The organism is Streptomyces sp. NPDC026417 (assembly GCF_055567695.1).
Genome location: NZ_JBVHPY010000018.1, coordinates 1 through 18,335 on the forward strand (window position 1 = coordinate 1; position 18,335 = coordinate 18,335).

At 72.5% G+C, this 18,335-nt stretch carries 12 protein-coding genes; 3 read left to right on the forward strand and 9 right to left on the reverse strand.

The genetic code is table 11. The features are described from left to right. Positions 1-369 precede the first annotated feature (369 nt). Positions 370-1,470 (reverse strand): hypothetical protein, encoded by a 1,101-nt coding sequence (locus ACZ4NT_RS26085; protein ID WP_467727914.1) that lies wholly within the window; start codon positions 1,468-1,470, stop codon positions 370-372. A gap of 843 nt (positions 1,471-2,313) precedes the next feature. Beyond that, positions 2,314-3,108: a class II aldolase/adducin family protein gene (locus tag ACZ4NT_RS26090; protein ID WP_121405560.1), complete on the reverse strand. Its 795-nt coding sequence runs from the start codon at positions 3,106-3,108 to the stop codon at positions 2,314-2,316. Between the two features lie 185 nt (positions 3,109-3,293). On the opposite strand from ACZ4NT_RS26090, the gene ACZ4NT_RS26095 reads away from it, so the two are divergent. Beyond that, the gene (locus tag ACZ4NT_RS26095; RefSeq protein WP_121405559.1) at positions 3,294-3,782 is read left to right on the forward strand and encodes a pyridoxamine 5'-phosphate oxidase family protein; all 489 of its coding nucleotides are present in this window, start codon (positions 3,294-3,296) and stop codon (positions 3,780-3,782) included. Positions 3,783-3,883: 101 nt separating this feature from the next. Here the strand turns inward: ACZ4NT_RS26095 and guaA are convergent, their stop codons facing one another. Next, the gene (gene guaA / locus ACZ4NT_RS26100; RefSeq protein ID WP_121405558.1) at positions 3,884-5,470 is read right to left on the reverse strand and encodes a glutamine-hydrolyzing GMP synthase; all 1,587 of its coding nucleotides are present in this window, start codon (positions 5,468-5,470) and stop codon (positions 3,884-3,886) included. Between the two features lie 414 nt (positions 5,471-5,884). Between guaA and ACZ4NT_RS26105 the strand changes: the two genes are divergently transcribed. Continuing rightward, complete coding sequence (locus ACZ4NT_RS26105; RefSeq protein WP_121405557.1) at positions 5,885-6,169, forward strand: chorismate mutase; 285 nt, start codon at positions 5,885-5,887, stop codon at positions 6,167-6,169. Between the two features lie 617 nt (positions 6,170-6,786). Here the strand turns inward: ACZ4NT_RS26105 and ACZ4NT_RS26110 are convergent. Next, positions 6,787-7,539 (reverse strand): hypothetical protein, encoded by a 753-nt coding sequence (locus tag ACZ4NT_RS26110; protein WP_467727917.1) that lies wholly within the window; start codon positions 7,537-7,539, stop codon positions 6,787-6,789. A 301-nt stretch (positions 7,540-7,840) separates the two neighbouring features. Between ACZ4NT_RS26110 and ACZ4NT_RS26115 the strand changes: the two genes are divergently transcribed. Then, the gene (locus tag ACZ4NT_RS26115) at positions 7,841-8,827 is read left to right on the forward strand and encodes an LAETG motif-containing sortase-dependent surface protein (RefSeq protein WP_467727919.1); all 987 of its coding nucleotides are present in this window, start codon (positions 7,841-7,843) and stop codon (positions 8,825-8,827) included. A 102-nt stretch (positions 8,828-8,929) separates the two neighbouring features. Here ACZ4NT_RS26115 and ACZ4NT_RS26120 read toward each other — a convergent pair whose 3' ends face one another. From ACZ4NT_RS26120 to ACZ4NT_RS26140, 5 genes are all read right to left on the reverse strand, one after another. Next, on the reverse strand, positions 8,930-10,804 hold the full coding sequence (locus tag ACZ4NT_RS26120) for a GMC family oxidoreductase N-terminal domain-containing protein (RefSeq protein ID WP_467727921.1): 1,875 nt from the start codon (positions 10,802-10,804) through the stop codon (positions 8,930-8,932). Between the two features lie 30 nt (positions 10,805-10,834). Next, a complete protein-coding gene (locus ACZ4NT_RS26125) occupies positions 10,835-12,496 on the reverse strand; it encodes a succinic semialdehyde dehydrogenase (RefSeq protein WP_121405552.1) in 1,662 nt (553 codons plus the stop codon). 175 nt (positions 12,497-12,671) lie between these two features. Further along, positions 12,672-14,360, reverse strand: a complete 1,689-nt coding sequence (locus tag ACZ4NT_RS26130; protein WP_121405551.1) for a serine/threonine-protein kinase — start codon at positions 14,358-14,360, stop codon at positions 12,672-12,674. Positions 14,361-14,470: 110 nt separating this feature from the next. Further along, positions 14,471-16,138: a serine/threonine-protein kinase gene (locus ACZ4NT_RS26135; protein WP_467727924.1), complete on the reverse strand. Its 1,668-nt coding sequence runs from the start codon at positions 16,136-16,138 to the stop codon at positions 14,471-14,473. 120 nt (positions 16,139-16,258) lie between these two features. After that, positions 16,259-18,073, reverse strand: a complete 1,815-nt coding sequence (locus ACZ4NT_RS26140) for a serine/threonine-protein kinase (RefSeq protein ID WP_467728059.1) — start codon at positions 18,071-18,073, stop codon at positions 16,259-16,261. Positions 18,074-18,335 lie beyond the last annotated feature (262 nt).

Consider the following 18,335-nt stretch of genomic DNA (forward strand, 5'->3'; position numbering starts at 1 on the left):
ATGCCCGTCGAGACGGGGCCACACCCCACCGAGGAACGCTGGTGACGGACAGAGGTGCCCGACCAGCGACGGGCGGATGTACCGGCACGGCCCCGACCCCCCACCCCACCGACAGCACTTGAGTACGCCCCCGCAGACGCCAGTGCGCGGGCCCCCCACCACCCGCAGCGCAATCCCTACGAGCCCGCAGCCGCCCTCCGACGCAAGGGGCCGTGCCGGTACATCAGATGCCCGTCGAGACGGGATCACACCCCACCGAGGAACGCTGGTGACGGACAGAGGTGTCAACCGGCGACGGGATGTACCGGCACGGCCCCGACCCACCCACCACCCCCAGGCGACGCCGCCGACGCCACCGCCCCGGCGACCTCAGTCCGTCACATCGATCGCGCATCGGTTCGTCTCCACGCCCGCCGCGGTGACCACCTGCACCTCCACCCGCCCCGGCTCCACATCCACCGGCACCGGCACCGTCAGCACCGAGTCGGTCGGATTGCTGAAACCTCCGGGCACCGGCACCAACGGCACATGCACATGCACCGCACCGATCCGGACGACCATCCGCGACAGCCGGTCCGCGCTCTGCGCCCCCGGCGGCACGAACCCGGCCCCGCGGATCTCGATGTCGTCCCCCGTGCGGATCGGCGCGTCCAGATCGCCCGCCTCCCGCGCACGGACGACGGACAGAATCACCGGACGCCCACCCTCCGCGTACTTCCCGGCGACATAGGTCGCCGCGGACACCAGCACCAGCACCGCCAGTCCCCACGGCAGGTCCGGCAACTGCTCCGGCCGCCTGGCCAGCCGCACCACCGCGAAGACCAGCGCCACCGCCCCGACGACGACGTACTGGATGTCGGCGAAGTTTCCGCGGCCGGAGTCGTCGGTCAGCAGGTCGGCGGCCCGAGGCCGATCGGCCGGCACCTTCTGCAGACGCTGCCCCAGCACCCGCAGGCCCACCACCCGCCGCACGAGCACCGCGATCCCGCACACCACGGCGACGACGGTGACGACCCCGGCGCCCCGGGCGAGTTCGAGCCCCGCGATGAGCCGGTCGCGCTCCCCGTGGTCGGAGGCGACGGCCAGCCGCCCCACGAGGACCAGTACGGCGTACACCACGAGGACGACCCAACTCACCGCCACCGCACGGGAGGTGGAGAGCCGGTTGTCCTCGCCGACGACAGGGGCGAGGACACCACCCCGCGCCCGGTGGAGGTATCCCGCCCCGGTCAGCAGCCCGCCCAGGACGACCGCGGCGACCAGCCCGGCGGTCCGTGCCGCCGTCCACCCCGCGCCGATCGCGGTGAGCGCCTGCACCAGAAGCAGCACTGCCACGACGGCCCACACCGCGCACGCGGTCCGGCGCCACAGCCGCCCCAGCCAGGCCTCGCCCTCGACGCGTCCGCGCTCGGCGACGAGGTCGGCGGACTGGGTCAGCTCGTCCGAGACCCACTGCCGGGAGGCGGACACGGAGTGGGCGACCGCCGCGGGCAGCCCCTGTCCGGACGCGAACTCGTCGCGTTTGGCGAGGAATTCGGCGACCGCCCGCCGGTGCCCCTCGCGCGCCCCGTGCGGACAGTCCCCGCACGTGCAGCCACCCTCGTGCGTCCCGCGCCCGGAACCCGCCCCGGACCCACGCCCGGAACCGGCCCCGGAACCACGCCCCGCCCCCGGCCCCGCTCCATACCCGGCCCCCGGGTAGTACCCGGGCCCGTATCCGGCACCACCGCCGTATCCGGCACCACCACCGGACCCTGGGCCGCCCCCGGACCCCGCACCACCGCCGGACCCTGGGCCGCCCCCGGACCCCGCACCACCGCCGGACCTTGGACCGCCCCCGGACCCCGCACCACCGCCGGACCTTGGACCGCCCCCGGACCCCGCACCACCGCCGGACCCCGCACCGCCCCCGGACCCGGCCTCACGCCCCGCACCGCGCTCCCCGCCGTGTCTCGCGTCCTGCACCGCCACGCCCGCTGCCGCCTTCCGCACCACAAAGAGTTCCCGCAGGTTCCTGCGAGCCGCACGGGATCCCGGGGACCCCGCGTCACATGCTCCCGCGTCGCCGGGTCTCCCGTACGCCTGACCGGAGTACAACTGCGTGACAACTGCCCCGCGACGACAGCGCATTGTGCCGTACGGAACACGTTCCGCGTTCGCCGGGTGTGGTCAGCGGAGGTGAATCGCGGGACCCCGTGTTGACCCGGCTGCGAGCGCGTCCGTACGGCCGGGGCCGTCCGGCGCGTGGGCACCTCGGCGTCCGACGGCGGCACGGCCCGCGTCACGCATCCCGCCGCAACGACCGCCCGGGTTCTAACTCAGCAGGTCCGGCTCGCTGCGGCTGATGTCCTGCCACAGGGGCTGGTAGTTGATCCAGGCCACCAGATCGCCGCCGAGCTGTTCGCGGGTGGCGACCGCCTGCCGGTGGTCGATCACGATCGGCCGCCCCGCCGCCCGCGCGGTGAGCTGCACCTGGCACGAGCGCTCCATCGACAGGAACCACCAGGCCGCGGCGTCCACCGAGTCGCCGACGGTCAGCAGCCCGTGGTTGCGCAGGACGAGGGCCTTGCGGCTGGCGAGCGCGGCGGCGATCCGGCGGCCCTCCTCGGCGTCCACGGCGACGCCGGTGTAGCTGTCGTACAGCGCGTGGTCCTCGTAGAAGGCGCAGGACTCCTGGGTGATCGGGTCGAGCAGGTCGCCGAGGGCGGCCAGGGCGCGCCCGTGCACGGAGTGGCAGTGGGCGACGGCGACCACGTCCGGGCGGGCGGCGTGCACCTGGGCGTGCACGGTGAACGCCGCCTGGTTCACGTGGTAGCGGCCCTCGATCACCTGCCCGTCCTGGTTGGCGAGGACCAGGTCGCTCACCGTGACGTGCTTGAACGGCATGCCGAAGGGGTTGACCCAGAAGCAGTCGCTGTACTCCGGGTCGCGCGCGGTGATGTGGCCGGAGACCCCGTCCTCGAAGCCGAACCGCCCGAAGATCCGCAGCGCGCCCGCCAGGCGCTCCTTGCGGTGGCGCCGCTCGTCGTCCAGCGACTCGTGCATCGGCGGCATGGCGAACCGCAGCCGGTCGGTGGGTACGGGCAGGGGCGGCTTGGGCCCGTGCATATCTCCTCCAGCACTGGCGGGTTCGTTACGGAGCGGAAGTTACCCGCGGTCAGCGCAGGAGAACAGGGCCGTTCCGTGAAGAGAGTGCACAACCGTTACGCGCGCGATCACGCCCGTCGGGTACCCGCGCAACGACACGTGAATACCCGACAGAAGGTGTCCGGTATCCGGGCGAGACTCGTCGTATGACCGGTACAACGACGAACTGGGCGGCCTTCGCCGCAGCCGAACCCGACTTGGCCCGCACGGCCGAGGAACGCTTCGGAGCCTTCACCCACCACGTCCTGGCGACCCTCCGCAGGGACGGTTCGCCCCGCACCACCGGGATCGAGGTGCGCTTCCTCGACGGCGAACTGTGGCTCGGCATGATGCCGGACTCGCTCAAGGCGCTCGACCTGCGCCGCGATCCCCGCTTCGCGCTCCAGGCGAACCCCGGACCGGGGACGGATCTGGGCGGCGGTGACGTGCGTGTCGCGGGGCGGGCCGTCGAGGTGCGCGATCCCGACGTCGTGCGACGGTACGCCGACGCCGTGAACCCGCCGGACCCGGCCGCCTTCCACCTCTTCCGCACGGAACCGACCGAGGTGGTGCGGACGTATGTGGAGGACGAGAAGTACCTGGTGGTGCAGATCTGGAAGCCGGGGGCGCCGCTGCGGACCGTCAAGCGCACGTGAGCACGGGAAGGGGCGCCGCCCGGTCCGGACGGCGCCCCTTCACCCGGTCCCCCGCCGCCCGGCGCACTCGCACGCGTCGGCCGCCGCGGGGGACGTGAGGACTACTCCCACTCGATGGTGCCCGGGGGCTTGGAGGTCACGTCGAGGACGACGCGGTTGACGTCGGCGACCTCGTTCGTGATCCGGGTCGAGATCTTCGCCAGGACGTCGTAAGGCAGGCGCGACCAGTCCGCCGTCATGGCGTCCTCGGAGGAGACGGGGCGCAGCACGATCGGGTGGCCGTAGGTCCGGCCGTCGCCCTGGACGCCGACGGAGCGCACGTCCGCGAGGAGGACCACCGGGCACTGCCAGATGTCCCGGTCGAGGCCGGCCTTCGTGAGCTCCTCGCGGGCGATGGCGTCGGCGTCGCGGAGCAGGTCGAGCCGCTCCTTGGTGACCTCGCCGACGATGCGGATGCCGAGGCCGGGGCCCGGGAAGGGCTGGCGCTGGACGATCTCGTCGGGCAGGCCGAGCTCCTGGCCGACCATCCGGACCTCGTCCTTGAACAGCTTGCGCAGCGGCTCGACGAGCTGGAACTCCAGGTCCTCGGGGAGGCCGCCCACGTTGTGGTGGGACTTGATGTTGGCGGTGCCGGTGCCGCCGCCGGACTCGACCACGTCCGGGTAGAGCGTGCCCTGCACCAGGAAGGCGACGTCCTCGCCCTCGGCGGCCTCGGCGACGATCTCCGCCTGGGCCTGCTCGAAGACGCGGATGAACTCGCGCCCGATGATCTTCCGCTTCTCCTCGGGGTCCGAGACGCCCTTGAGTGCGGTGAGGAAGCGCTCCTCCGCGTCGACGACCTTCAGCTGGACGCCGGTCGCGGCGACGAAGTCCTTCTCGACCTGCTCGGTCTCGCCCTGGCGCATCAGACCGTGGTCGACGTACACACAGGTGAGCTGGGAGCCGATGGCCTTCTGCACGAGGGCCGCGGCGACCGCGGAGTCCACGCCGCCGGACAGACCGCAGATGGCGCGCTTGGTGCCGACCTGCTCGCGGATGAGCGCGACCTGCTCGTCGATGACGTTGCCCGTGGTCCAGGACGGGGTGAGGCCGGCGCCGCGGTACAGGAAGTGCTCCAGCACCTGCTGGCCGTGCGTGGAGTGCATGACCTCGGGGTGGTACTGGACGCCGTACAGCTTCTTCTCGTCGTTCTCGAAGGCGGCGACCGGGACGACGTCCGTGGAGGCCGTGACCGTGAAGCCCTCGGGGGCGCCGGAGCAGGCGTCGCCGTGCGACATCCAGACGGACTGCTCGTCCGGGGTGCCCTCGAAGAGGGTGGAGCCGGACTTCGAGACGTGCAGCGGCGTGCGGCCGTACTCGCGGGCGCCGGTGTTGTCGACCGTGCCGCCGAGGGTCGTCGCCATCAGCTGGAAGCCGTAGCACATGCCGAAGACGGGGACTCCGGCCTCGAAGATCGCGCGGTCGAGGCGGGGTGCGCCCTCCGCGTACACCGACGAGGGGCCGCCGGAGAGGATGATCGCCGCCGGGTTCTTGGCGAGGATCTCCTCGACCGGCATGGTGCTCGGCACGATCTCGCTGTAGACCCGGGCCTCGCGGACGCGGCGGGCGATGAGCTGGGCGTACTGCGCGCCGAAGTCGACGACCAGGACGGTGTCGGGGGTGGCGGCAGCGGAGGGTGCTGATGGCACGGTTTGCCTTCCGGCGGGCTGCAGGGTCTGTACCTCCGATTCTAACGGGGCCCGCGGAGATCCCCTCCCGTCCCCGGGCGCCCGCCTCCGGACCCCCCGCCTCGCGCCGAAGCGCCCGCCCTCGCACCCCCGCCTCGCACCGACGCGCCCGCACCCGACACCGGACGGGCCGGCCCCGCCCCGCGCCGGAGGCCGGGGTTGGACCGCGGGGTCACGGCGTGCATACTGCTTGCATGCTCTCGCACCAGACGTTCGTCTTTACCTATGGCAACCGGCCCACCGGCTGCCATGGTCGTGCTGCTTGAGCAACTGACAAGCGACTTCCCAGGCGCCCCGGGCCGACAAGGCCCGGGGCGTCTGGCGTTTCCGGGTCCTGCCGCTCCGGGGCACCCTTCCCGCACAAGGAGCCCCACCATGGCCGACGTACTCGACAGGACCGGCGCCCGCACCGACGAGGCCGCCGACGTGATCACCGGCGCCCGTGAACGCATCGACGCCCTCGACGACCGGATCATCGGGCTCGTCCAGGAACGGATGGCCGTCTCCGCGGTGATCCAGGAGGCGCGGATCACCTCGGGCGGACGCCGGGTGAACCTCTCGCGCGAGATGGAGGTCCTCGCCCACTACCGGGACGCGCTGGGCAAGCCCGGCACCTCCCTGGCGATGACGCTGCTGGAGCTGTGCCGGGGCCGGGTCTGAGACCGTCGGGCCTGCTGCCACGGGCGTCCGGTGCACCTACGTTCGTATGCCCTCTCACCCGTACGGCGCGTGACCGGGGCGGCGCGGGCTTCGTTGTCCCGGTGTCCGTGCCAGCCAGGGGCGGGCCCGAAAGAACCACGCGTGGCTCCGCTGGGGCGATGAGACGTTCGGATCGTGCCGTGCGTCGTGGGACCTCGCTCCAGGATTGTGACCGGACGGCAGGGGACAGCAGCCCGGTCACTCAAGAGAACGGCCGGCTCCGGGGACGCCCGGGGCCGACCGGCGGAAACATCTCCAGGGTGGACGAAGCGGTGGCGGAGGCCGCGGACCATCCAGCACGATGCGGAATCGGCTCCACGTCCCACAGCAGACAACGGCGTTCTTCTCACCCGGCTCGCCCGGCCCGGTCCGTGTCCCCCGGCACCCGGCGCGTGCGACCCGACCGTCCATGGTCGACACCACGGCGCACCTCGTGTGCGCCGGGGTGTGCCCCGTGGTCGTCACAGCCAGCGGCGCAACCCCCCGGCGCCGCTCCCCAGGCACCGGCGCTGCCCTGACGTCGGTGCTGACGAAGGAGGGCCCCGCGGATCCGTCCCGCGGGGCCCTTCGTCCGTCGCTCAGCCGACGGCCTTCTCCACCTTGGCGAGCTGCTTCTCGATGATCTCGGCCGGCACCTTCACCTTCTCGGGGTCCAGCATGTTCATCGAGGAGAAGGACACGACGACGGTCCCGATCCGGACGACGGTGAAGGTCGTCGGCACGTCCGCGCCCTCGATCGAGCCCTTGAGCCGGTACGCGACGGATTCGTCGCCGAGGCCGGGGTCCTTCAGCGCCTTCACGCCGCTGTACCGATAGCCGGTGTGCTTGTACTCGGTGCACTCGTCCGCCGCCGAGCGCAGACCCGCCAGCACCCGGTCGGCCTCGCCGGACCGGTAGGAGAGCAGGGCGAGGGAGGAGACCGACGCGTCGAGGTCGTCCTTCGCGGTGAAGCTGCGGCCGACGCCGGCCTGTGCGGCGGGGTCGGTGGTGAACAGGAACATGTCGGCGACCGGCTGGCAGGTGTCCGGGGTGGCCGGCACGGAGTCGAGCGAGACGTCCGCGGCGTCCGTCTTCTCGACCTTGTACCCCTTGACCTCGCCGTCCGCGAGGGCCGCCTTCTCCAGCCGGGCCCCGGTCAGCGGGGCGGGCGCCTCGGCGGTCGCGCTCTTCTCGGGCCTGCCGGCGTTCTTCGCCCCCTCGGAGGCGCGGGCGGTCGCCGCGGAGGCGGTCTTCCTCGCCGACTGCTTCCCGCCCTTGTCGTCGCCTCCGCCGCACGCCGCCGTGCAGGCCAGCGCGGCCGCGACCGCGACCGCCGCCGTGACTCGCGACACCTTTGACTCCACGTTCCCCACCTTCGTGTTCCCGCGGGCATGACCCGCGTCGGTCCCGACGGGCCCGGCGCGTCACGATGGCACAGACGGCGGGGCGGGTGCCGCGGGGGGCGCCGTAGCAGACCGCGACCGCCGTGTGACTCAGCCCACATAAGGTTTCTGTGAGCGAGCGTGCAACCATTTCCGGTCGGTGCCGGTCACACCTGCTGAAACAACGGCCACACCCGCGCCCCACCGCGGAGGCCTCTCCAATCTTTCGCGTGCTGCGTCGTCGTGGTGCGCCGGACTTCCCGAGGTCTTCATGAAGCTTCGCCGTGCCATGGCCGTCGCGGCCGCGACGGCCGCAATAGCCCCGCTGGCACTGCTGTCGGCGCCGACCGCCTTCGCGGACGAGCCGCCGGCCGAGCCGAGCGTCTCCGCGACGGAGTCGACTCCGGCCGCGAGCACCCCCGAGGCCACGCCGCCGAGCACGCCGGCCGCCACGCCCAGTGGCGCGACCACTCCTGCCGCGACCCCGTCGGCCTCCACCACTCCGTCCGGTACGCCGTCGGCGGACCCGAGCGACGAGCCGACCGACCCCGAGGTCCCCTACTGCGAGGACGTCGACGAGGAGTACGGCGACGCCAAGGTGTCCGCGGACATCAAGGGCCTGCCGGGCAAGATCGTCGCGGGCAGCGGCTACCACGGGTTCAAGCTGACGGTCACGAATGACTCGAAGATCGACATCGAGGGTGTCGCCTTCTACGCCGAGATCGAGAACTACGAGCTCGACGAGTCGAAGTACCTGAGCCCCTACGTCGACCTGGAGTTCAAGAACCCCGAGTCCGGCAAGTGGACCCGCATCGGCGACGACTCCTGGGCCGGTGACTACTTCTTCTACGTCGAGAAGCTGAAGGCCAAGCAGACCGAGTCGGTCGACCTGCGCGTCAGCATCGACAAGAACGCTCCCGCGGGCGACGCCTACTCCTTCGGCTCCGGTGCCTACCTCGACAACGTCGACGGTCAGGACTGCGTCGCCGAGGGCTGGGCCCAGTACGACTTCGTGGTCCTCAAGGCCGGTTCCCCGAACCCGGAGCCGGGCGAGGCCGAGCCGGGCGACGAGGACGACAAGGACCCGGTCAAGAAGCCGCAGGGCGACGTCTCCGAGCTGCCGACCGGCAACCTCGCCGAGACCGGCTCCAGCTCCGCGCTGCCCACGATCGGCCTCGTCGGCGGTGCCGCCGTCGTCGCCGGTGCGGGTGCGGTGTTCGTGGTGCGTCGTCGCAAGTCCGGTGACTCCGCCGCGTAGGACGAACCACCCGAGGCTCACGCCTCACCACTGAAGAAGGACCTGGGCTCGGAGGGGGGCTCAGGTCCTTCTTCATGTGCGGGGACGAACGGGCGGCGGCGGTCAGGCCTTGGGCGGGACCGCCGGCATCCCGAGGAACGGCAGCTTCAGGGCGCCGAACGCCTCCGCGGGGACGGCGGGCGACAGCGGCTCGACCGGCTTGAGCCGCTCGTACGCCGCCCCCTGCGCCGGACGCGGGTCGGCCTCCCCCTTGTTCGGCCAGTACGACATCGCGCGCTCGGCCTGCGCGGTGATGGTCAGGGACGGGTTGACGCCGAGGTTCGCGGAGACGGCGGCGCCGTCGACGACGGAGATGCCGGGGTGGCCGTACAGCCGGTGGTACGGGTCGATGACGCCGGTCTCGCGGGAGTCGCCGATCGGGCAGCCGCCCAGGAAGTGCGCCGTGAGCGGCGTCCCCATCAGCTCACCGACGTTGCTGCCGGCGAAGCCGTTGATCTCCGCGGCGATCGCGGTGGCCGCCTCCGAAGCCGCCCTGATCTGCTTCGGGTTGGGCGCGCCATGTCCCTGACGCGCCGTCAACAGCCCCTTGCCTGCGCCCGTGGGCTTCAGATAGGTGGTGAGCGAGTTGTCCAGGGACTGCATCACCAGCCCGATGATGGTGCGCTCGGACCAGCGGCGGTTGGAGAGCGAACGCAGCATCTGCACCGGGTGCTTGGCCGCGTTGACCAGCCAGCCCAGCGCGCGGGAGGAGCCCTCCGCGTACGGCACCTGGAGGATGGACAGGCCGCCCATCGCGTTCGAACCACGGCCGTAGCGGACCGGTTCGATGTGGGTGTTCTCGTCCGGGTGGATCGACGACGTGATCGCGACTCCGCGCGTGAAGTCCGCCCTCGGCGCGCTGTGCGCCCTGCGGTAGCGACGGTTGTCCGTCTGCGCGCCCACCAGCGCCTCGGAGTTGGTGCGGGTCAGCTCGCCCAGCCGGTCGGACAGGTACGGCAGTTGACCGCCCGCCTTCATCCGGTGAAGCAGCGTCTGCGTGCCGTAGGTCCCGGCCGCGACGACGACGCGGCGCGCCGTGAACGTACGGCCCTCGCCCTTGCGGCGGTCGTCGGTGGGCAGGGTCCGCACCGCGTATCCGCCCCGTGAGTCGTCGGTGACCGACACGACGGTCGTCATGGGGTGGACGACGGCGCCCGCCTTCTCGGCGAGGTGGAGGTAGTTCTCGTTGAGGGTGTTCTTCGCGCCGTGGCGGCAGCCCGTCATGCACTCGCCGCACTCCAGGCACGCCTTGCGGTCCGGTCCCGCACCGCCGAAGTAGGGGTCGGCCACCTGCTCGCCCGGCTGCGCCTTCGCGCGGCCGTCGGCGTCCTCGCCGTCCCCGAAGAAGACGCCGACCGGGGCCATGTGGAAGGTGTCGCCCACGCCCATCCGTTCGGCGGCGGCCTTGAGGTGGACGTCGGAGGGCGTCATCGTCGGGTTGAGCCGCACGCCGAGCATGCGCCGGGCCTGGTCGTAGTACGGCTTCAGCTCCTCCTCCCAGTCCGTGATGTCCTTCCACTGCGGGTCCTCGAAGAAGGGCTTCGGCGGCACGTAGAGGGTGTTGGCGTAGTTGAGGGAGCCGCCGCCGACACCCGCGCCCGCCAGCACCATGACGTTGCCCAGCAGATGGATGCGCTGGATGCCGTACATGCCGAGCTTCGGCGCCCACAGGTAGTTCTTGACGTCCCAGGAGTTCTTGGGCAGCGAGTCGCGGGTGAACCTGCGGCCCGCCTCCAGCACGCCGACCCGGTACCCCTTCTCGGTCAGGCGCAGGGCGGTGACGGACCCGCCGAAGCCGGAGCCGACGACGAGGACGTCGTAGTCGTACGCCTCGTCGGGGCTCTCCTCGCGGGCGTCCGCGAGGGTCTCGGCGGTGTCCTCCGGGGCGGCCTCGGGGGCGTCCGCATCCTGCTTCCGGACGGAGTTCTCCTGTGACACGTGCTCTCCTCGTTGAGAAGCGGGTGCGGTCTAGCGAAGGCGCAAGGCCTTCATGGCCCTCAGGCTGCGGCTCATGAACGCGGCGTACTTCTCGTCGTCCATGCCCAGCGACGGCGCCATCGGCAGCAGCCGCTGGTGGGCGACGGTCTGCGCCTCGGTGTACTTGAGGATGCCCTCGGAGCCGTGGCGGCGGCCGAGGCCGGAGTCCTTCATGCCGCCCATCGGCGACTGGACACTGCCGTAAGCGGGCGCGTAGCCCTCGTTGACGTTGACGGTGCCGCTGCGCAGCCGGGCCGCGACGGCCCTTCCGCGCCGTCCGTCCTTCGTCCAGACCGAGGCGTTCAGGCCGTACGGCGTGGCGTTGGCGAGGTCGACCGCCTCGTCCTCGCTGCCGAAGCGGTAGACGGAGACGACGGGGCCGAAGGTCTCCTCGGTGCAGACCGCCATGGGCGCCTCGACGCCGTCGAGGATGGTCGGCTCGAAGAAGTAGGGGCCGATGTCGGGACGGGCGACACCGCCGGCCACCAGCCTGGCGCCCTTGGCGACGGCCTCCTCCACGTGCCGGGTGACGGTCTCCAGCTGCCGCTCGCCGACGAGCGAACCCATGTCGGCGCCGTACGCGAGGGACGTGCCGAGGCGCATCGCCCTGGTCCGGGCGGCGAACCGCTCCAGGAAGGCGTCCGCAACGGATTCGTGGACGTACAGCCGCTCGATGGAGATGCAGAGCTGGCCGGCGGAGGAGAAGCAGGCGCGGACGGCGCCCGCGGCGGCCTTGTCGACGTCGGCGTCCTCCAGCACCAGCATGGCGTTCTTGCCGCCGAGTTCGAGGGAGACGCCGACCAGGCGGGCGGCGGCGCTCTGCGCGACCTCGCGGCCGGTGCGCGTCGAGCCGGTGAAGGAGACGTAGTCGGCGTACCGCACGACCTCGGGACCGACGACCGGTCCGTCGCCGATCACCACCTGGAACACCTCGGCGGGCAGTCCGGCCTCGATGAGCAGGTCGCGCGCCCACAGCGCCGTCAGACAGGTCTCCGTGTCGGGCTTCATCACGACGGCGTTGCCCGCGACGAAGGCGGGGAGCGCGTCACCGACGGACAGCTCCAGGGGGTAGTTCCAGGGCGCTATCTGACCGACGACACCGCGGGGGTGCCGAAGTTCGGTGACCTTGGTGAGCGTCGGGACGGCGCCGGCGTGCCGCCTCGGCCTCAGGTACGAGGGGGCCTTGCGGCCGTAGTGCCGGGCGGAGACGGCGACGGCCTGCACCTCCTCGTGGGCGTGCAGCCGCGCCTTGCCGGTCTCCAACTGGATCAGGTCGAGGACCTCGGCCTGCCGGGCGAGCACCAGGTCGTGGAACCGCAGCAGTACGGCGGCTCGCTCGCGGACCGGGATCGCGGCCCAGACGGGCTGCGCGGCGCGGGCCCGCTCGAAGGCCGTGCGTACGTCGTCGGGCGTGGACTCGGGCAGATCCGCCAGCTTCGCGCCGGTGAGCGGGGTGTGGTTGGCGGTCCGGCCGGAGCCGACGACGCCCTTGGTGAGCTGGGCGACCAGCTCGGGCGTGACCACGTCCGCCGCGGTGCGGGCGCCCTGCGGGGCGGGCGCGAGGGGATTGGTGCCGAGGGCACCGGTGCCGGGGGTGCCCGTCCCGGCCGTGTCGTCGGTGCCGGTCTTCTCCGGGGCCTGCGAGTCCGTCATGAGCCGCAGGGTATGCCTGCCCGGACACTTTGGGTACCCGTCGGTAACGGGGTTTCACCGAGTACACACACAGTGCCAGTGATCGCTGGCAACGAATGCGCTGATCAGGGCGTTGTGGGTCCGGCGATCACGGATTGGTCACTCCTGCCGGCCGCGGCGGACCCACGGGCGCCCGTCAGAGTTTGTGGATGTCCAGGTTCGCGATGGCGGTCTCCGCGACCTCCCGGCCGCGCTTCGTGAAATCGCCGTCCCCCGGGTAGCTGACGGTGAGTTTGAACATGTTCCCGGTCTTCTTCGACTTGTAGTAGAAGATCTTCAGCTCGCGGGGACGCGGGTGCTCGCTGTCGGTGGTCTTGTACGTCAGCGTGTTCACGGCGGACTTCTCACCCTGGTGGGTGGTCTCCTTCGGGTCTGTCCTCGGAGCCGCGGGCATGTCCAGGCTGTACTCGCCGTTCTGCTTGAACTCCGCGTCGTCGGCCCACATCTGGTCCCGCGCGGAATCCTTGATCGCGTTGCTGGAGTCCTCGCTCTTGCGCGTCACGTTCAGGCCGATCCAGACGCTGCCGCTCCAGTCGCTGTACGTGACCCAATTGCGGTCGGAGTCGTCGTCGTCCGGCCTGCCCACCTGGTAGCCCGACGGCACGGCCAGCGTCGCACCGAGCGTCTCCTCCTGCTTCTTCGCCCAGCCGTCCGGCAGCGGGCCCGCGAACGGGTCCGCGATCACGAGATACGCCGCCAGGGCCACCGCGACGAGAGCCGCGCCCAGACCGAGCCACGCCTTGCGGCCGAGTCTGATGCCCCTGCCGCCCGGGACGGAGATCTGCACGATCTGCGTCTCCTGCGGGGGCTTGGCGCCCTCCTCCAGGAGCCGGCGCACCCGGGCCGCGCCGGGGCGCCGCGCCGGATCCTTGTCCAGCAGCCCGTTGATCACCTCGGCGAGCGGCCCCTTCGACGCGGACGGCGGCGCGGGCGTCGCGTTGAGGACGGACTGCAGGGTGGCGGGGGTGTTGCTGCGGCGGAACGGGGAGACGCCCTCCGTCGCCGCGTACAGCACGACGCCCAGGGACCAGAGGTCGGAGGCCGGGCCGGGGCGCTGGCCCAGCACCCGCTCCGGGGCGATGTATTCGGGCGAGCCGACGAAGCCGCCGGTGTCCGTCAGGTTCGTCTCGCCCTCGATCTGGGCGATGCCGAAATCGGTGAGGACGACGCGGTCGTGGCGGCCGAGCAGGACGTTGTCGGGCTTGACGTCGCGGTGCAGGATGCCCGCGGCGTGCGCGGCCTCCAGGGCGCCGAGGACTTCCAGGCCGACCGTGGCCGCCTCGCGGACTCCGAGAGTGCCCTCCTGGAGCGCGGCGCCGAGGGAACGGCCCTGCACCAGCTCCATCACGATCCACGGCTGCCCGTCGACCACGGCCACGTCGTGGACGTTCACGACCGCCGGGTGGTCGAGCCGGGCCGCGGCCCGCGCCTCCCGGCGCATCCGCTCGAAGGCGTTGGCGCGTTCACGCTCGGAAAGGTGGTCCGGTACGCGGGGCTCCTTGACGGCGACCTCGCGATCCACCGTCTCGTCCTTGGCGCGCCACACCGTGCCCATGCCGCCGTGCCCGAGCTTCGACAGGAGCCGGTAGCGGCCCGCGATCAGCCGGCCCGTGCCCGGCTCCGGCGCGGCGGGCTGCGGCTGCGGCTGCGGCTGCGGCTGCGGGACCATCTGCGTCGGCGCCGCGTACGGATTGCCCGGGTAGGGCACCGCGGACTGCTGACCGGGGGCGGGTGCCTGCTGACCGGGCACGGCCGGCCGCGGCGGTTGCAGCCCGAAACTGGTTGGCTCGTCGGACCCGTGCGGGACTCCCCCGTTGCTGCTCATGAACCCATGCATATCGCGGCCGGAGCCGCGGGAGCCACCCCGGCCGCCCTGCGGTCACAGACCCGTGACGCGCCCCATCCCATATCTCCCCTTTGCGGTGGTAGGAGTGCTCATGACGCCGCGAAGGAGTCCACGGCGACATCGAAGTACTCCTTGGCCTCGGCGACCCGGCCGACCGGTGCCGACACCCACACGTCGTACATCCGCCCGTCCTGCTCCCAGCACAGGTCGTACGTGTGCCGCGCGCCCTCCGCCGTGGAGAAGCCGTCCCAGGTGAACTCCCACAGCGCGGCCGGTGCCGTGCCGCGGGTGGTCGCGGTGACCCGGCCGTCGCGGTAACCGGGGTTCGTGGACGGCCCCTTGGCCGCCGCCCGGCGCATCACGCCGACGGGCCCGCCGGACCCGGTGTCGGCGATCTTGATTCCGAGCCGGAAGGCACCGCCGGGCGACAGGTAGAAGACCCGCTCCCCCTGCGGCTCGCGCGTGAAGCCCTCCGGCACCGCGAGCGCGAACCCCCCGGGGTCCCGGGCGAGGCGGTACCCCGCGGGCACCTTGCGCGAGGCGGGCGACGCAGCCCGCGAGCGCGTCACCGTCACCGTGGGCGCCGGGGCCGCCGGACCGGAGGTCGTCGGCGCGGGACTGCTCCGCGCCGTACGGGCCGGGCCGTGCGGCGCCGAACGTGTGGGGACGCCGTCGCCGTCGCCGCCCCCGCGCATCAGCAGCGCCGCCGCGGACAGCCCGGCGCCGGCCATCGCGGCGACCAGCGCGGCGGCGACCAGCACGCTCCGCCCGGAGTGCCTCGACGAGGTCCCGGCAGCGGTGTCCGAGGAGCCGGACGGCCCGGAAGGGCCCGGCGCGGCGGCGTGCGAGAACAGCGACGGGGCCCGGCCGCCCCGCGGCACGTCCCGCACGGTCGGCGTGTACCCGGGCGCCACCCGCGGCGTACGTCCCGTCTCCCGGAACGCCCGCAGCATCGCCTCCGCCTGCACCGCGTCGAGCCGCCGGTCGGGATCGCGCTCCAGCAGTCCCCGTACGACGGGGAGCAGCGGCTCGGCCTGGGCGGGCGGACGCACCTCGTCGACGACGACGGCGTGCAGGATGCCGCCCAACGAGTCCCGGCGGAAGGGCGACGCACCGCTGAGGGCGGTGCACAGCAGCGCGCCGAGCGACCACAGGTCGGACTCGGGTCCCGTCCTCGCCCCGGACATCCGCTCGGGCGCGGTGTACTCGGGCGAGCCGACGAACGCCCCGTTCTCGGTGAGCGTCGTCGCGCCCGCCACCCGGGCGATCCCGAAGTCGGTGAGGACGACTCGGTCGGTGCCGGCCTCCATCAGGACGTTGGCCGGCTTGAGGTCCCGGTGCAGGACGCCCGCGTCGTGCGCCCGCCGCAGCGCGCCGAGGAGGTCGATGCCGATCCGGGCGGCCTCTGCCGCGTCGACGGGTCCGGACCGGGAGATCCGGTCGGCGAGCGAACCCCCGACGATCAACTCCATGACGATGTAAGGCCGTTCGTCGTCCTCGACCACGTCGTGCACGACGATGATGTGCGGGTGCCTGAGCTGGGCGACGGCGCGGGCCTCGCGCAGGGAGCGCTCGCGCTGCGTCCTCGCCTCGTCGGCGGAGAGCGAGTCGTCCAGGCACAGCTCCTTGACCGCGACCTGCCGGCCGAGCACCTGGTCGGTGGCGCGCCAGACGACGCCCATCCCACCCCGGCCGATTCTGGCCTCCAGCCGGTAACGGCCCGCGATGACGCGGGCGTTGTCCCCCTCGGTCCCCATGCGCCCCATCATGCCGCACCGGACGGCCGCCCTCCGGGGAGGCGGTACGAGGTGGCCGACTTGCGACGCGGGCCGGCCTCGGAACCTGTGGCGGAAGCCGTCCGGAGCGGGACCCGGTGCCTAGCCGTTCGGCCGCCAGCCCCGCAGTATCGCGTCGAACTGCTCCCGCGCGGTGTCCCAGTCCGCCGCGGGCGACGACAGGTAGATCGTGTACTCGACGCCGTCCCGGTCGAGATACGTCTGCTCGATGGCCCGGCGCGGGCCGGGGAACGACGTGTCCTTGCCGAGCGCCGTCCACGTGAAGTCCCACAGGGCGCCGTGGCAGTCGCGGTAGGTGTTGGTCTGCAGACTCACGCGTCGGTAGTCCTGCAGCTTCTTCACCTGCTGCTCCAGGTCCAGTTGGTGCGCGTAGGGCGTGTCGAAGTCCGGCGACTCGTCGACGGCGATGCGCACGAAGTGCCGGCCGCCGTCGGGCGTGTAGTCGATCTGGTTGCCGTTGACCTGGCGCTTCCAGCCCTTGGGCAGAGCGAGGCTGAAGCCTTCGACGTCGTAGGTGCGCTCCCAGTCGTCGGGCACCGCGCCGTTCTTCTGCTGCCCCGTCCCTCCGGAGTCGGCGGAACTGCCATTGCCCTGGCCGCCCGTGCCGTCGGCGTAGTGCAGCGCCAGGGCGCCCCCGCCCCCGACGAGCGCGGCCAGGAGGGCCACGACGACGAGCGTGCGGGCCGGCCTGCGTTTCCGGGTGGCCCGCTGGTGCCCGTCGGCCCCCGGGTACGGGGAGGGCGGCCCGTGCAGGGTGGCGCCGGGCGCCCCAGGTCCCTGATGGCCCGGCACATGGGTGGTGGCGTCATGGCTCGTCGCGCCATGGGCGCCGGGCACATGGGTCTGGGACCCGTATCCGGCCCGCCCCTGCCCCGTGGCTTCCTGTGCCGCCGCCCCATGCGCGGTCACTCCATGTGCCGAGGAGCCATGTGCCGTCATGCCATGGCCGTTGCCGTTCGCCCCGTACGCGTGGCCCCCGACCGCGCCCGAACCCTCGTGCCGTCCGGGCGCGTTCCGGCCCGTGGCCATGCGGCCCGTCTCCACGTGCTGCGTCGGCACATGAGCCTGGGCCGCACGCGGCCGGCGGCCCTCCGCGGCCTCGGCGAGCATCTGCTCAGCCGCCTCCGACCCGGGCCGCGCGGCCGGATCCTTGTGCAGCAGCGCCTGGATCACCGGCCCCAGCGCCCCCGCGCCGCGCGGCGCGGGGGGCTCCTCGTCGACGACGGCCTGCATCGTGGTGAGCGGGGAGGTGCGCCGGAACGGCGACTTGCCCTCCACCGCCGTGTACAGCGTGGCCCCGAGGGCCCACAGGTCGGAGGAGGGCCCGGGGTCGTGCCCGCGCACCCGCTCGGGGGCCAGGTAATCCACGGACCCGACGATCTCGCCGGTGCGCGTGATGGTGGTGTCGCCCTCGACCTGGGCGATGCCGAAGTCCGTGAGCAGCACCCGCCCGTCGGCGGCGAGCAGGACGTTGCCCGGCTTCACGTCGCGGTGCAGCACCCCGGCGGTGTGGGCGGCCCGCAGCCCGCGGAGCACCCACAGGCCGATGCGGGCGGCCTCCGCGGGCTCGACGCGGCCCTGCTCCTTGACCTCGTCGGCCAGGGAGTTGCCCTCGACGAGCTCCATCACGATCCACGGCCGGTTGTCGTGCTCGAGGACGTCGTGCACCGTGACGACGGCCGAGTGGTTGATCCGGGCGGCGGCCCGCGCCTCGGCATGGGTCCGGGCGAGCAGCACCGCACGGTCGCTCTCCGTGACGTAGAGGGCGGCCGTCAACTCCTTGACCGCGACGGCGCGGTGCAGCACCTCGTCGTGCGCACGCCACACACGGCCCATGCCGCCGCTGCCGATGGATTCGACGAGGCGGTAGCGGCCCGCGAGGAGCAGGCCCTGCATCTGATTCACGTTTCCCCGCAATGGTCTTGACAGGGTCACACTAGGGACCCCGCCGCCTCCCGGGGAACCGGCGCGGTCGTACCGGGACCGCACTGTGACGGTTCTCGCTTCCGTGCACACGGTGCAACCACGGGACCAACTGCACATCACGGAAAGCCCGTCGGCACCGTACGGGCCGGACGGGCAACCGGGGCGGCCACTCGCTCAGGCGTCCGCCGGGACTCGGACGCCCGGACGGGACGGGTGCCGGTGGTCGGTGGCC

What these genes read in the sequence shown, in the direction of transcription:
- ACZ4NT_RS26135 (WP_467727924.1), bottom strand. Translation starts at nt 16,138, where the DNA reads ATGGGGACCGAGGGGGACAACGCCCGCGTCATCGCGGGCCGTTACCGG.
- ACZ4NT_RS26090 (WP_121405560.1), bottom strand. Translation starts at nt 3,108, where the DNA reads ATGCACGGGCCCAAGCCGCCCCTGCCCGTACCCACCGACCGGCTGCGG.
- ACZ4NT_RS26140 (WP_467728059.1), bottom strand. Translation starts at nt 18,073, where the DNA reads ATGCAGGGCCTGCTCCTCGCGGGCCGCTACCGCCTCGTCGAATCCATC.
- ACZ4NT_RS26125 (WP_121405552.1), bottom strand. Translation starts at nt 12,496, where the DNA reads ATGACGGACTCGCAGGCCCCGGAGAAGACCGGCACCGACGACACGGCC.
- ACZ4NT_RS26130 (WP_121405551.1), bottom strand. Translation starts at nt 14,360, where the DNA reads ATGAGCAGCAACGGGGGAGTCCCGCACGGGTCCGACGAGCCAACCAGT.
- ACZ4NT_RS26115 (WP_467727919.1), top strand. Translation starts at nt 7,841, where the DNA reads ATGAAGCTTCGCCGTGCCATGGCCGTCGCGGCCGCGACGGCCGCAATA.
- ACZ4NT_RS26095 (WP_121405559.1), top strand. Translation starts at nt 3,294, where the DNA reads ATGACCGGTACAACGACGAACTGGGCGGCCTTCGCCGCAGCCGAACCC.
- ACZ4NT_RS26105 (WP_121405557.1), top strand. Translation starts at nt 5,885, where the DNA reads ATGGCCGACGTACTCGACAGGACCGGCGCCCGCACCGACGAGGCCGCC.